Annotated in this window: 9 protein-coding genes; 1 reads left to right on the top strand and 8 read right to left on the bottom strand. The window is 71.8% G+C overall.

The genetic code is table 11. From position 1 onward, the window contains the following. Positions 1-169: 169 nt before the first annotated feature. Positions 170-1,438: a hypothetical protein gene (locus KSE_RS15755; protein WP_148283102.1), complete on the top strand. Its 1,269-nt coding sequence runs from the start codon at positions 170-172 to the stop codon at positions 1,436-1,438. A 58-nt stretch (positions 1,439-1,496) separates the two neighbouring features. Here the strand turns inward: KSE_RS15755 and KSE_RS15760 are convergent, their stop codons facing one another. The 8 genes from KSE_RS15760 to rpoB all read right to left on the bottom strand — a co-directional run bounded on the left by KSE_RS15760 (position 1,497) and on the right by rpoB (position 15,013). Next, positions 1,497-2,246, bottom strand: a complete 750-nt coding sequence (locus tag KSE_RS15760; protein WP_033257970.1) for an SIR2 family NAD-dependent protein deacylase — start codon at positions 2,244-2,246, stop codon at positions 1,497-1,499. Next, entirely contained in the window at positions 2,243-2,824 is a 582-nt protein-coding gene (locus tag KSE_RS15765; protein WP_063747395.1) for a hypothetical protein, read from the bottom strand. The genes KSE_RS15760 and KSE_RS15765 overlap by 4 nt, the downstream gene beginning before the upstream one ends. A 155-nt stretch (positions 2,825-2,979) precedes the next feature. Then, positions 2,980-3,666, bottom strand: coding sequence for a response regulator transcription factor (locus tag KSE_RS15770; RefSeq protein ID WP_033257971.1), 687 nt, complete (start codon positions 3,664-3,666; stop codon positions 2,980-2,982). A gap of 73 nt (positions 3,667-3,739) precedes the next feature. After that, on the bottom strand, positions 3,740-4,993 hold the full coding sequence (locus KSE_RS15775) for a sensor histidine kinase (RefSeq protein WP_051055241.1): 1,254 nt from the start codon (positions 4,991-4,993) through the stop codon (positions 3,740-3,742). A 103-nt stretch (positions 4,994-5,096) separates the two neighbouring features. After that, positions 5,097-6,551, bottom strand: coding sequence for a WGR domain-containing protein (locus KSE_RS15780; RefSeq protein WP_033257972.1), 1,455 nt, complete (start codon positions 6,549-6,551; stop codon positions 5,097-5,099). Between the two features lie 150 nt (positions 6,552-6,701). Then, positions 6,702-7,373 carry a DUF4097 family beta strand repeat-containing protein gene (locus tag KSE_RS15785; RefSeq protein WP_106973183.1) on the bottom strand — a complete coding sequence of 224 codons (672 nt, stop codon included), beginning with the start codon at positions 7,371-7,373 and terminating at the stop codon, positions 6,702-6,704. A gap of 166 nt (positions 7,374-7,539) precedes the next feature. Continuing rightward, on the bottom strand, positions 7,540-11,433 hold the full coding sequence (locus KSE_RS15790; RefSeq protein WP_014136317.1) for a DNA-directed RNA polymerase subunit beta': 3,894 nt from the start codon (positions 11,431-11,433) through the stop codon (positions 7,540-7,542). A 106-nt stretch (positions 11,434-11,539) separates the two neighbouring features. Then, positions 11,540-15,013 carry a DNA-directed RNA polymerase subunit beta gene (rpoB, locus tag KSE_RS15795; protein ID WP_014136318.1) on the bottom strand — a complete coding sequence of 1,158 codons (3,474 nt, stop codon included), beginning with the start codon at positions 15,011-15,013 and terminating at the stop codon, positions 11,540-11,542. Between the last annotated feature and the right edge of the window lie 137 nt (positions 15,014-15,150).

Here is a 15,150-nt window from a genome sequence, read left to right on the forward strand (position 1 = left end):
TCCGGGTCGCGCCGGGCGGGCCGGGCAGGACCGGGCCGCCGTGGCGGGCGCCACAGTTCCGCACCCGAAGAACCCGCGCACGACGGGGACGGCCACTGCTACCTTCGTCGCGGTCGTCCGGTGATCACTTCCGGCGGCCGTTTCCGATCGTCTTTCAGGGGGGCCTGACATGTCTTCAACCACCGTGCACGGACGGAGAGTCGCCGCCGTCGCCGCGCTCGCGCTGGCGCTCGCCGCGTGCAGTTCCTCGCCGGGGCCGCTCGACACCCTGGCCGGCTCGCCCGCGCCGGGCCAGGCGTCCGGCACCCCGGGCGGCGCGCAGGGTGCGACGCAGGGCGGGACGCAGAACGGTGCGCCGCCGGAGGCGTCCGGGGCGGGGTTGAAGACCGGCGACGCGGCGGTGGTCGTCTGGTGCGACCGGCGCAAGGACGACAAGGGCGGGTACGGCGATTACACGCAGACCGTCACCGTGGGCTCGTACGCGATGCAGGGCGGCGCCAACCTCGACCACCGGGTGTTCCTGCTGCCGTCCAAGGCCGAGTCCGCCGGGGTCTGCCGCAACGCCGACCCCGTGCTCGCGGGCATCGACGACATGGCCACCGACACCATGCGGCAGTCCTTCAACCGGGACTTCAGCCTGCTGGCCGGCACCGTGCCGGGCCCGGGCGGCACCGGCACGGTCGCCACCGCGTTCAAGGGCCCCGACGGGCCGCTGCCGCGCAAGCAGGACAGCGGGTACGCCTCGGCGCCGAAGGACACCCACCCGCTCTTCCAACCGGGCACCTCGACGCTGTGGTTCAGCACCGTCGACAAGCAGGTCGTGACGCTGGACGCGGCGAAGTCCGAGGCCGACCCGGTCAAGCGGGCGACGGCCGGCCGGTCGCCGTTCGTCCTCGCCGGGGACCGCCCGTGGACGGTCCTGCCCGCCACCGTGGGCGACGACGCGACGGCGGTCAACCCGTCCGGCACCGTCGCGGTCAGCGGCTCTCGCTACAGCACCACCCTGCTGCTCTGGCGCCCGGAGGAGGTGAAGGAGGGCCTGGACTACCTGAACAGCCCGCACGAGGTGCGGCTGCCGGACAGCACCTTCAAGGACCCCGCCACCCCGCACCGCTGCGCCCCGCAGGTGTGGTCCGACGACTCGTCGCTGCTCTGCCTCACCACCACGTCGCTGCTGCGGGTCAGGTTCTCGCCCGATCTGGAGCAGGTGGCCGGCGTCGACACCCTGGTGCCGGAGACCGACCGGAAGAACCGCGACGTGGTGCTCTCCCCGGACCGCAAGTCGCTCGCGTTCCTGTCCTTCCAGGGCACCGTCGGCTCGCTCTACCGGCTCGACCTGACGACGCCGGGCGCCCAGCCGGCCAAGGTCGCGGACATCCCCGCCAGCACGCCGTCGGCGAGCGAGAAGAGCGTCCTGCGGCTGGTCGCCTGGCAGTGAGCCGGGCCGCCGGGCCCCCTCGAACCGGCTGGCGGCGGGTTCGAGGGGGCCCGGCGGGTCAGCGCGCGGCGAGGTCGCCGTCGACCAGGCGGGCCACCAGCTCGGGGAGCGCCCGCGAGATCGGGGTCCGGATCACCTCGTGCGCGGCCTCGTCGTACGCCGTGGGCTCGCCGTTGACGACGATCAGCCGGGCGCCGTGCTCCAGCGCGATGCGCGGCAGCAGCGCGGCGGGGTGCACCTGGAGCGAGCTGCCGACGGCCAGGAAGACCTGGCAGTTCTTGGCGATCGCGTCGGCCTGCTCCAGCACCCACGGGTCGAGCCCCTCGCCGAACATCACGGTGCGCGGGCGCAGCACGCCGCCGCAGTGCTCGCAGTCCGGGTCGTCCTCGCCGGCGGCGACCCGGTCCAGGGCGGCCGCCATCGGGCCGGGCGCCGCGCAGTCCGCGCACTGCACCTCGGTGGCGGTGCCGTGCAGTTCGATCACCTTGCGCGCCGGGAGCCCGGCGGCCTGGTGCAGCCCGTCGACGTTCTGGGTGAGCACCCGCATCGGGACGCCGGAGCGCTCCAGTTCGGCGAGCGCCCGGTGGCCCGCGTTGGGCTCGGCGCCGATCGCGCCGGCGTCCCGCCGCATCAGCCAGGCCCGGCGGCGGACGTCGGGGTCGGCCAGGTAGGGGCCGATGGTCACCAGCTCCTGCGCGCTCGGGTCGCGCTGCCAGAGTCCGCGCGGGCCGCGGTAGTCGGGGATTCCCGAGTCCGTGGAGATGCCCGCGCCCGTCAAGACCGCCACCAGCGGCCGCTTCCCAGTCATGCCCCGGACGGTACGGCCCGCGGCCGCGCGCGGCCACCGGTTATCACCGGCAGGAAGGCCGCCAGGTACAGCCCGGCGCCGACCGCCAGGTAGTCCAGCGCCGCCCCCGTCACCAGCGTGCCCGCCAGCACCAGCACCGGACTCCACCACGGCACCGCCCGGCGCACCGCCAGCCGGGTCAGCAGCCCGAGCAGGCCGACGTACAGCAGCAGCGGCACCACCGTGTACACCAGCGGCAGCACCCCGGGCACCGCCTGCACCCGGTCGAACACCGCCGAGCGGGCCTCCCGGTCCGCGGCGACGGCGTTCGCGTACAGGTCGATGCCGGTCTGCGCCAGCCCCGCCCCGGCGCCGGCCCAGCCCGCCGCCAGCCAGACCCGCCCCCACACCGGGCGGCGGCCGCCCAGCCGCCACAGCTCCCGCAGCCCCGCGGCCAGCAGCGCCAGCGCGGCGCCCAGCGCCAGGTGCCCCACCGTCCACCCGGCGCCCACGCCGCGCGAGCCCGGCAGCAGCCGCACCACTCCGTACACCGCCATCAGCCCCGCCGACCAACCCAGCGCCCGACGTCCCGTCACCATCTGCCCGTCCCCTCCTGGGAGTTGCCTTCCCGACGTCCTCCACCCTGTCGGGCCGGGGCGCGCCGCACCTCCCCCGCGCCGGTGAGAACCGGGCCTCCCTCCCGGGGAGTAAGGGCCGGGTCGGGGGTGCCGTCGGGGGTGCCGTCGGGGTCCGGTCAGGGCTGCGGCCACTCCCCCGCCGTCACCGCCCCCGCCTCGTACGCGAACACCACCGCGTGCACCCGGTCGCGCAGCCCCAGCTTCTGCAGCAGGTTGCTGACGTGCGTCTTGACGGTGTGCTCGCTGACCACCAGTTCGGCCGCGATCTCCGCGTTGGACATGCCGCGGGCGACCAGCTTCAACGTCTCCGCCTCCCGCCCGGTGAGCGACTCCAGCAGCCGGCCGAGCGGCCGGGGCACGGCCGCCGCGCCGGCCGCCTTGCGGGCGGTGACCTCGCCGATGACCCGGCGGGTGACGGACGGGGCGAGCAGCGCCTCGCCGGAGTCGACGACCCGGACGGCGTGGACGAGGTCGTCGCGGCGGACGTCCTTGAGCAGGAAGCCGCTGGCCCCGGCGTACAGCGCGTCGAAGACGTAGTCGTCGACGTCGAAGGTGGTGAGCATGATCACCTTGCAGGCGGGGTGCTCGGCGCAGACCCGGCGCGCGGCCTCCAGGCCGTCCATGACGGGCATCCGGACGTCCAGCAGCAGGACGTCCGGGGCGTGCTCGCGGACGGCGTCGACCGCCTGCCGCCCGTCGCCCGCCTCGGCGACGACCTCGATGTCGGGCTGGGCGTCGAGGATCATGCCGAAGCCGGCCCGGACCAGCTCCTGGTCGTCGGCGATCACCACTCGGATGGTCAACTCTTCTTCCCCTCTCGCGGATTCGGCTGTGGTCGCGGTTCGGTCGGGCGTCGAGCGGTCAGGCACCGAGCGGTCAGGCGCCGAGCGGCAGCACGGCGGCCACCCGGTAGCCGGGCCGGTCGGTCCGCGGGCCGGTCTCGGCGCTGCCGCCGCAGGCCGCCGCGCGTTCCCGGATGGAGAGCAGGCCGCGCCCGCCGGAGCGCCCGTCGACGCCCGCGCCGACCGGGACGGGCGCCGGTCCGGTGCCGTCGTCGGCGACCTCGACGGTGAGCCGCGCCCCGCCCGGCCCGGCTCCCGGCCCACCGCCCCGGACGGCGACCCGGACGCTGACGTGCCGGGCGCCGGCGTGCTTGACCACGTTGGTGAGGGCCTCCTGGACGATCCGGAAGGCCGCCGCCTGGACCTCGGCGGGCCCGGCCTCCTCGATCTCGGCGTCCACGGCGATGCCGGAGTCGCGCACCCGCTGCAGCACGTCCGCGAGTTCCGCCAGCCGGGGCTGCGGGGCGAGCGCGGGCGCGGCGCCCTGTTCCTTCAGGACGCCGAGCACCCGCCGGAGTTGGACCATCGCGTCGCGCCCGGAGTCGGCGATCGCGTCGAACGCCCGGATCGCCCGGTCCGGGTCGCCGCGCACCACCAGCGGCCCGGCCTCGGCCTGGATCACCATCAGGGAGACCGCGTGGGCCAGGATGTCGTGCATCTCGCGGGCGATCCGGGCCCGCTCCTCGGCGACCGCGCGGGCGGCGTCGCTGGCGGCCCGCAGCCCGGCCTGCCGGGCCCGCTCGGCCTCGACGCCGGCCAGCCGCCGCAGCTCCCGCACCAGCGAGCCGAGCGCGAAGCTGCCGACGGACACCACCAGGCTGAACAGCATGCCGCCGAAGGAACGGGTGCCGAACACGTTGCCGAGCACCGTGCTGGCCAGCAGCACGGCGCGCTGCCAGTCCCGGCCGCGGTCGGCGACGGTGTAGACGGCGACCGCCATCGCGACCTGGATCTGCGGCATCGCGAAGTGCGCGACCACCGAGAGCAGCGCGGTGGGCACCGCGCAGGCCAGCAGCACCGGCCAGGGCGCGCGCCGGCGCAGGCACAGCGGCAGCGAGCCGGCGAGTGCCAGCGCGTAGGCCCACCACTGCCGTTCGGCGTCGTACGGGTCGTCGTGGACGCCCCAGAGCGAGACGCCGACGGCGAGCGCCACCAGCGGCCCGTCGAGCGCCCAGGGCCGGGCCCGGCACCAGGCCAGCAGCCCGTCCGCCCGCCGCCACCGGCCCCAGCCCCGGCCTCGCCCCCGCAGGTCCGGCTCGTCCCGCGCCGTTCTCCCCCACGTCCCCATGCCGGGCATCCTCTCGCATCGTCGGTCGGCCGCCGCGGGCCCCTCCCGCACGCGCGCGGGGGCGCCCCCGACCGGGAGCGCCCCCTGCCCGACGGTCAGGGCGTCACAGCAGCCGCTTGATCTCGCCGCGGGCCCGGTAGAACCCGCCGGACTCGGAGCGCCGCACCTCGGCGACCAGGTAGCGCGCCCCGGCGACCCGGACGTCCTTCGGGAACTGCACCCGCATCGTCGCGTCGTAGCCGGGGGTGACCACCCGCACCCGCAGCCGGCCGCCCTCGGCGACGCACTCCACCTCGACGCCGCCGCCGCTCGCCGCCGCGTCGACGCTGACCGTCTCCAGCTCGGCGCCCGCGGCGACCCGCTCGACGCCCGCGCCGCTCACCTCGGCGGTGGTCGGCAGGGTGCCCTGCTCAGCGGCCAGCACGGCGCCCTGCGAGGCGTCCAGGCAGGCCAGCGAGCCGTCGGTGGTGACCAGGTAGAGCCGCCCGTCGCGGTACTGCATGCTGTACGCCGAGCCGCAGCCGGTGCCGAGCTTCCACAGCCGGGTGCCGTCGGCGGCGAAGCAGTAGACGGACGAGTGGTTGTCGCCGGCGAACACGAACTCCCCGTCGGGGGAGGCCGCGCAGGAGAACACCGCGGCGTCGCACTTGTACGCGGCGGCCTCCGAGCCGTCGGCCTTGCGCAGCCGGTGCACCCAGCCCTGCGAGGTGCCGGCGAACACCTCGTCCCGCTCCTGCCAGCCGAACAGCACCGAGCCCTTGGTCCGGGTGTGCCAGAGCTGGTCGCCGCCGCGCTTGGCGTACCGGGCGACGCCCGCCGACCAGCCGTGGTAGACCGACTCGGCGTCGCAGCGCACCATCCAGCCGGACGAGCCCTGGGCGTTGCGCCGCCACTGGAACTCGTCCTCGTGGTCGACGGTGGTCAGGCCGCCGCGCTCGTCGGCGACGCCGAGCACGCCGTCGTGGATGTCCAGCCAGTAGATGTCGACGTCCTGGGCGATCTCGTACGCCACCCGGGGCACCTTGCCGCCGAGGTCGTACACCTTGCCGTCGTCGCAGCCCGCGTAGATCCACCAGTCGTCGGCGACGATGCACTTGACGCCGTCGGGCAGCCCGAACCGGCCGGTGACCCGCCCGTCGGTGGTCAGCGTGTAGACGTCGCCCTGCTCGTTGCCGACCCAGGCGTGCTCCTCGCCGACGTACACGCCGAACGCGGGCGAGCCGGAGCGGAAGCGCCACAGCAGCGGCGCCTGGGTGGCGGTCGAGCGGGTGGAGGTGATCTGCCGGCGGGTCACCGAGCGGCGCTGGCGCACGCCCCGGACGGCCGGGGCGTAGCCCTTGCGGACCTTCTCGCCGATCTTCTTCGCCGCCTGCGCGGCGGCCTTCTCGGGACTCGCGCAGACCGTGGTCTTGGTGGTGCCCGGTTCGCCGATCCGGCCGTAGCGGATCGTCAACTCGGCTTCCTTGACCGTGACTTCGTAGAACTTGTGGGCACTCCCCTCGTCCTCGGAGAGTTCCAGGTAGGTCACCTGCGGGTCCGCGGAAACGGTGGCAGACATGGCCGACGCCCCTTTCGGGCACAGAGTTCGGGGGGGGTGCCGGCGGGGCCCTCGCCACCTGCCGACAACGCCCAACCTATGCCCTGGCGCCGACAGTTGGCGATCGGCCGGCCGACCGCCGCCGGCCACGGCAGGCCCGCCCGCCCGCGGTCAACCGGTACTGACCCGGACGTTCCCGGTGCCGGTCCGCGCGACCAGCGTCCGGGCGGCGCCGGCCTGGGTCGGGACGGACACCCGGGAGTCGCCGGTGTCGGTGTGCGCGTCCACCGCATAGGGCTGCCCGGCGGGCACCGTCAGCCCGACGCTGCCCGTGTCGGAGCGCACCTCGGCGGCGGTGGGCGCGGCCGTGAAGCCGGCCGACACGTCGCCGGTGCCGGACCGCAGCCGGACGCTCCCGCCGCCCAGCCCCTGCGCGTCGATCCCGCCGGTGTCCACCTTCACCTCGACGTCCCCGGTGACGTCCCGCACCCGGACGTCCCCGGTGTCGGTGACCAGCCGCAGCTTCGTCCCGGCCGGCACCCGCACCTGGTAGTCCACCCCGCAGTCCGAGCAGGAGTACGTCAGCTGCAGCACCCCGTCCGCGAGCGTGTGCACGGCCTGCGGCTCCCGCTCCCGCCAGCTGCGCTTCTCCACCACCTGGGCCGGCCCGTCCCCGGCCGTCACCCGGATCCCCCCGGTGTCGCCGTCCACCCGCAGCTCGGTGACCGGTCCGGTCACCTCGTACGACACCGTCCGGTGCTGCTCCGACTCCCACGGCCCGCAGCCGACCGCCCCGACCGCCAGCAGCCCGACGACGGCCACCGCTCCCGCCCACCGCTTCACCGCGGCCCCCTTTCGACCCCCCGAGTCTCCCCTCCGGGGCCCGCTCCCCGCCTCCCTCCCGAGAGTGGTCCCGGCACCTCCGCCCCCAGGGGGATCCCCTAGTGGGAACGCCGCAGGGCGGCCACCCCGAGTGGGGTGGCCGCCCTGCGGTACAGCCGGTGGCCGATCAGCCGGTGTACGGGCCGTAGTCGTAGTCGTCCAGCGGGACGGCCTGACCGGAGCCCGCGCCGAACGGCGACAGGTCGTAGTCGTCGTAGCCGACGGCCGAGTACATCGCGGCCTTGGCCTCCTCGGTCGGCTCGACCCGGATGTTGCGGTAGCGGGGCAGACCCGTACCGGCCGGGATGAGCTTGCCGAGGATGACGTTCTCCTTGAGGCCCAGCAGCGGGTCCGACTTGGCGTGGATCGCCGCGTCGGTGAGGACCCGGGTCGTCTCCTGGAAGGAGGCGGCCGACAGCCAGGACTCGGTGGCCAGCGAGGCCTTGGTGATACCCATCAGCTGCGGACGGCCGGAGGCGGGGTGGCCGCCCTCGGAGACCACGCGACGGTTCTCCTGCTCGAAGCGGCCGCGCTCGACGAGCTCGCCCGGGAGCAGCTCGGCGTCGCCCGACTCGATGATCGTCACGCGGCGGAGCATCTGCCGGATGATGATCTCGATGTGCTTGTCGTGGATCGACACGCCCTGCGAGTTGTAGACCTTCTGGACCTCGGCGACCAGGTGGATCTGGACGGCCCGCTGGCCCATGATGCGCAGCACGTCGTGCGGGTTGGTCGCGCCGACGGTCAGCTTCTGGCCGACCTCGACCGCCTCGCCCTCGCTGACCAGCAGCTTGACGCGCTTGGAGACCGGGTAGGCGATCTCGTCCGAGCCGTCGTCGGGGGTGACGACGACCTTGCGGGTCTTCTCGGTGTCCTCGATCCGGACGCGGCCCTGCGCCTCCGAGATCGGGGCCACACCCTTGGGGGTGCGGGCCTCGAAGAGCTCGACGACACGCGGCAGACCCTGGGTGATGTCGTCACCGGCCACACCACCGGTGTGGAAGGTGCGCATGGTCAGCTGGGTGCCGGGCTCACCGATGGACTGGGCGGCGATGATGCCGACCGCCTCACCGATGTCGACCAGCTTGCCGGTGGCCAGCGAGCGGCCGTAGCAGAAGGCACAGGTGCCGACCGCGGACTCGCAGGTCAGGATCGAGCGGACCTTGACCGAGCTCACGCCGTGCCGGATCAGCTCGTCCATCAGGACGTCGCCGAGGTCGGTGTTGGCGGTGGCGATCAGCTTGCCGTCGACGGTGATGTCCTCGGCGAGCATGCGGGCGTAGACGCTGGTCTCGACGTCGTCGGCCTTGCGCAGCACGCCGTCCGCGCCGACCGAGCCGATCGTCAGCTTGAGGCCGCGCTCGGTGCCGCAGTCCTCCTCGCGGATGATCACGTCCTGCGAGACGTCCACCAGACGACGGGTCAGGTAACCCGAGTCGGCGGTGCGCAGCGCGGTGTCGGCCAGACCCTTGCGGGCACCGTGGGTGGAGATGAAGTACTCCAGCACGGACAGGCCCTCACGGAACGAGGCCTTGATCGGACGGGCGATGGTCTCGTTCTTCGCGTTCGACACGAGGCCACGCATACCGGCGATCTGACGCATCTGCATCATGTTTCCGCGGGCGCCCGAGTCGACCATCATGAAGATGGGGTTCGTCTTCGGGAAGTTCGCGGCCATCGCGTCGGCGACCTCGTTGGTCGCGCGGGTCCAGATGCCGATGAGCTCGGACTTGCGCTCGTTGTCGGTGATCAGACCGCGCTCGTACTGGCGCTGGACCTTCTCCGCCTGCGCCTCGTAGCCCTCCAGGATGGCGGGCTTGCTCGGCGGGACGATGACGTCCGAGATCGAGACGGTGACGCCCGAACGGGTCGACCAGTGGAAGCCGGCCGCCTTCAGGTTGTCGAGCGCCGCGGCGACGACGACCTTCGGGTAGCGCTCGGCGAGGTCGTTGACGATCGCCGAGAGCTGCTTCTTGCCGACCTCGTAGTCGACGAACGGGTAGTCCTCGGGCAGCAGCTCGTTGAAGAGCGCGCGCCCCAGCGTGGTGGTGATCCGGAACGGCTCGCCCTCGTGCCAGGTCGGCTGCCCGTCCTCGTCCACCGGCGGGGTCCAGCCGCGGGGCGGGACGGTGCCGGCGGCCAGGCGCAGGTCGATGGTGGCCTGGACGTCCAGCTCGCGGGCGTCGAAGGCCATGATCGCCTCGGCGGTCGAGGAGAAGGAGCGGCCCTTGCCCTTGACCTCCTCGCGGTCCGAGGTGAGGAAGAACAGGCCCAGCACCATGTCCTGGGTCGGCATGGTGACGGGGCGACCGTCGGCCGGCTTCAGGATGTTGTTCGAGGACAGCATCAGGATGCGGGCCTCGGCCTGCGCCTCCGCGGAGAGCGGCAGGTGGACGGCCATCTGGTCGCCGTCGAAGTCCGCGTTGAACGCGGTGCAGACGAGCGGGTGGATCTGGATGGCCTTGCCCTCGACCAGCTGCGGCTCGAAGGCCTGGATGCCGAGGCGGTGCAGGGTGGGCGCGCGGTTCAGCAGCACCGGGTGCTCGGCGATGACCTCTTCGAGGACGTCCCACACCACGGGGCGGGCGCGCTCGACCATGCGCTTGGCCGACTTGATGTTCTGCGCGTGGTTCAGGTCGACCAGGCGCTTCATCACGAACGGCTTGAAGAGCTCCAGCGCCATGGCCTTCGGCAGGCCGCACTGGTGCAGCTTGAGCTGCGGGCCGACGACGATGACCGAACGGGCCGAGTAGTCGACGCGCTTGCCGAGCAGGTTCTGGCGGAAGCGGCCCTGCTTGCCCTTGAGCATGTCGGACAGCGACTTCAGCGGACGGTTGCCGGGGCCCGTGACCGGGCGGCCGCGGCGGCCGTTGTCGAAGAGCGCGTCGACGGCCTCCTGGAGCATGCGCTTCTCGTTGTTCACGATGATCTCGGGCGCGCCGAGGTCGAGAAGCCGCTTCAGGCGGTTGTTGCGGTTGATGACGCGGCGGTACAGGTCGTTCAGGTCGGAGGTGGCGAAGCGGCCACCGTCGAGCTGGACCATCGGGCGCAGGTCCGGCGGGATCACCGGGACGCAGTCGAGCACCATGCCCTTGGGCTTGTTGCTGGTCTGCAGGAAGGCGGAGACGACCTTGAGGCGCTTGAGCGCGCGGGTCTTCTTCTGGCCCTTGCCGGTGCGGATGATCTCGCGGAGGCGCTCGGCCTCCTCGCCCAGGTCGAAGGACTCCAGGCGGTCCTTGAGGGCCGCGGCGCCCATCGAGCCGGAGAAGTAGGTGCCGAAGCGGTCGCGCAGCTCGCGGTAGAGCAGCTCGTCGCCCTCCAGGTCCTGGACCTTGAGGTTCTTGAACCGGCTCCAGACCTCGTCGAGGCGGTCGATCTCGCGCTGCGTGCGGTCGCGCAGCTGCTTCATCTCGCGCTCGGCGCCCTCGCGCACCTTGCGGCGCACGTCGGCCTTGGCGCCCTCGGCCTCCAGCTCGGCCAGGTCGGACTCGGCCTTCTTGGCCCGGGCCTCCAGGTCGGAGTCGCGGCGGTTCTCGATCTGCTGCCGCTCGACCGAGACGTGCGCCTCCAGGGACGGCAGGTCGCGCTGGCGGCGCTCGTCGTCGACCCAGGTGATCATGTAGGCGGCGAAGTAGATGACCTTCTCGAGGTCCTTCGGCGCCAGGTCCAGCAGGTAGCCCAGGCGGGACGGGACACCCTTGAAGTACCAGATGTGGGTGACCGGGGCGGCCAGCTCGATGTGGCCCATCCGCTCGCGGCGCACCTTGGCGCGGGTCACCTCGACGCCGCAGCGCTCACAGATGATGCCCTTGAAGCGGACGCGCTTGTACTTGCCGCAGTAGCACTCCCAGTCCCGGGTGGGACCGAAGATCTTCTCGCAGAAGAGGCCGTCCTTTTCCGGCTTCAGCGTGCGGTAGTTGATGGTCTCCGGCTTCTTCACCTCGCCGTGCGACCACTGGCGGATGTCGTCGGCGGTGGCCAGTCCGATGCGGAGCTCGTCGAAGAAGTTGACGTCAAGCACTGGTCGTCAAGCCCTCTTTCGTGATTCGAGAGTCTGTCTGTTGGTCTGAGGGGGGCCTGGGGGCTGGGCCGGCCCGGTGTTCCACACCGGGCCGGCCCGGCCTCCGTCAGACCTCTTCGACGCTGCTCGGCTCGCGCCGGGACAGGTCAATGCCGAGCTCCTCGGCGGCGCGGAACACGTCCTCGTCGCTGTCGCGCATCTCGATGGACTGGCCGTCCGAGGACAGCACCTCCACGTTGAGGCAGAGCGACTGCATTTCCTTGATGAGGACCTTGAAGGACTCGGGAATGCCGGGCTCGGGGATGTTCTCGCCCTTGACGATCGCCTCGTAGACCTTCACGCGGCCCAGGACGTCGTCGGACTTGATGGTGAGCAGCTCCTGCAGCGCGTAGGCCGCGCCGTACGCCTCGAGGGCCCACACCTCCATCTCACCGAAGCGCTGACCACCGAACTGCGCCTTACCACCGAGCGGCTGCTGGGTGATCATCGAGTACGGGCCGGTCGAACGGGCGTGCAGCTTGTCGTCGACCAGGTGGTGCAGCTTGAGGATGTACATGTAGCCGACCGAGACCGGCATCGGGAACGGCTCGCCGGAGCGGCCGTCGAACAGCCGGGCCTTGCCGGTGGAGTTCACCAGGCGCTCACCGTCACGGGTGAGGGTGGTGTTGTCCAGCAGGCCGGTGATCTCGTCCTCGCGGGCGCCGTCGAAGACCGGGGTGGCGAGGTTGGTGCCGCCCTCGACCGTGTCGGCGCCGATCGCCTGGAGGCGCTGGGCCCACTCGTCGGCGAGGCCGGAGACGTCCCAGCCCTGCATGGCGAGCCAGCCGAGGTGGATCTCCAGGACCTGTCCCGGGTTCATCCGGGACGGGACGCCCAGCGGGTTCAGGATGATGTCGACCGGGGTGCCGTCCTCCAGGAACGGCATGTCCTCGACCGGCAGGATCTTGGAGATGACGCCCTTGTTGCCGTGGCGGCCGGCCAGCTTGTCACCGTTGGTGATCTTGCGCTTCTGCGCGACGTAGACGCGGACCAGCTGGTTCACGCCCGGGGGAAGCTCGTCCCCCTCCTCGCGGTCGAAGACGCGGACGCCGATGACCTTGCCGGACTCGCCGTGCGGCACCTTCAGCGAGGTGTCGCGGACCTCGCGCGCCTTCTCGCCGAAGATCGCGCGGAGCAGGCGCTCCTCCGGGGTCAGCTCGGTCTCGCCCTTCGGGGTGACCTTGCCGACCAGGATGTCGCCGGTGACGACGTCGGCGCCGATCCGGATGATGCCGCGCTCGTCGAGGTCGGCGAGGACCTCCTCGGAGACGTTCGGGATGTCCCGGGTGATCTCCTCGGGGCCCAGCTTGGTGTCACGGGCGTCGACCTCGTGCTCCTCGATGTGGATCGAGGAGAGGACGTCGTCCTGGACGAGGCGCTGCGACAGGATGATCGCGTCCTCGTAGTTGTGGCCCTCCCACGACATGAACGCCACGAGGAGGTTCTTGCCGAGGGCCATCTCGCCCTCGTCGGTGCACGGGCCGTCGGCCAGCACCTGGTTGACCTCGACCCGCTGGCCCTCGTCCACGAGCACCTTCTGGTTGAAGGCGGTGCCCTGGTTGGAGCGGGTGAACTTGGCGGCCCGGTAGGTGTTGTACGTGCCGTCGTCGTTGGCGACGGTGACGTAGTCGGCCGAGACCTCCTGCACCACGCCGGCCTTGTCGGCGGTGATGACGTCCGCGGCGTCGACGGCGCAGCGGTACTCCATGCCGGTGCCGACCAGCGGCGCCTCGCTGCGCAGCAGCGGGACGGCCTGGCGCATCATGTTCGAGCCCATCAGCGCGCGGTTGGCGTCGTCGTGCTCGAGGAAGGGGATCATGGCGGTCGCGACCGACACCATCTGGCGCGGCGAGACGTCCATGTAGTCGATCTCGGTGCCGGGGATGTAGTCGATCTCGCCGCCGCGGCGGCGGACCAGGACGCGGGGCTCGGCGAAGGTCAGCTCCGCGGTGAGCGGGGCGTTGGCCTGCGCGATGACGTAGCGGTCCTCCTCGTCGGCGGTCAGGTAGTCCACCGACTCGGTGACCACGCCGTCGACGACCTTGCGGTACGGGGTCTCGATGAAGCCGAACGCGTTGACCCGGCCGTACGAGGCCAGCGAGCCGATCAGACCGATGTTCGGGCCTTCGGGGGTCTCGATCGGACACATCCGGCCGTAGTGCGAGGGGTGCACGTCACGGACCTCGAAGCCGGCCCGCTCGCGGGACAGACCACCGGGGCCGAGCGCGGACAGACGGCGCTTGTGGGTCAGGCCCGACAGCGGGTTCGTCTGGTCCATGAACTGCGACAGCTGGCTGGTGCCGAAGAACTCCTTGATGGAGGCGACGACCGGCCGGATGTTGATCAGGGTCTGCGGCGTGATCGCCTCGACGTCCTGGGTGGTCATCCGCTCGCGGACGACGCGCTCCATCCGGGCCAGGCCGGTGCGGACCTGGTTCTGGATGAGCTCGCCGACGTTGCGCAGGCGGCGGTTGCCGAAGTGGTCGATGTCGTCGACCTCGATGACGATGTCGCGGCCCTCGTCATCGCGCCACTCGGTCTCGCCGGCGTGCAGCTTGACCAGGTACTTGATGGTGTTGATGATGTCCGGCTCGGTGAGCACGCCGGAGTCGAGCGACTCGGCGTTGCCCAGCTTGCGGTTCACCTTGTACCGGCCGACCTTGGCGAGGTCGTAGCGCTTCGGGTTGAAGTACAGGTTCTCCAACAGCGTCTGCGCGGCCTCGCGGGTCGGCGGCTCGCCCGGGCGCAGCTTGCGGTAGATGTCGAGCAGCGCGTCGTCCTGGCCCTGGGTGTGGTCCTTCTCCAGGGTGGCGCGCATCGACTCGTACTCGCCGAACTCCTCCAGGATCATCTCGGTGGTCCAGCCGAGGGCCTTGAGGAGCACGGTGACCGACTGCTTGCGCTTGCGGTCGATGCGGACACCGACCATGTCGCGCTTGTCGATCTCCATCTCCAGCCAGGCACCGCGGGAGGGGATGATCTTGGCGGAGAAGATGTCCTTGTCGGAGACCTTGTCCAGGGTGGAGTCGAAGTAGACGCCGGGAGAACGCACCAGCTGGGACACGACGACACGCTCGGTGCCGTTGATGATGAACGTGCCCTTGTTGGTCATGAGCGGGAAGTCGCCCATGAACACGGTCTGGGACTTGATCTCACCGGTCTCGTTGTTGGTGAACTCCGCGGTGACGAAGAGCGGGGCCGCGAAGGTGAAGTCGCGGTCCTTGCACTCGTCGATGGAGTTCTTCGGCGGCTCGAAACGGTGGTCCCGGAAGGTCAGGGACATCGACCCGCTGAAGTCCTCGATCGGGGAGATCTCTTCGAAGATCTCCTCCAGACCGGACTTGGTGGGGACGTCCTGACCGCTCTCCAGGGCAGCCTCGACCCGGGACTTCCAGGCCGCGTTCCCGAGCAGCCAGTCAAAGCTCTCGGTCTGCAGGGCCAGGAGGTTCGGGACCTCGAGGGGCTCCTTGATCTTCGCGAACGAGACGCGGAGCGGGGCGGTGGATGCGGAATTGTTCGAGGCGTTGCGCGGCGCGGCCAAGAGGGGGGTCCTTCCGAGGGCTCGGAGCTCACTACGCGCATACCGGCCGGGCCTTGGCCGAGGCGGAAAACCCCAGGTCAGGACAGGGACCACTCCGGGCGACGAGTCACGGAGCAGCTAACAGGCAGCGCAAAGGG

This window comes from Kitasatospora setae KM-6054 (assembly GCF_000269985.1).
Classification (GTDB): Bacteria; Actinomycetota; Actinomycetes; order Streptomycetales; family Streptomycetaceae; genus Kitasatospora; species Kitasatospora setae.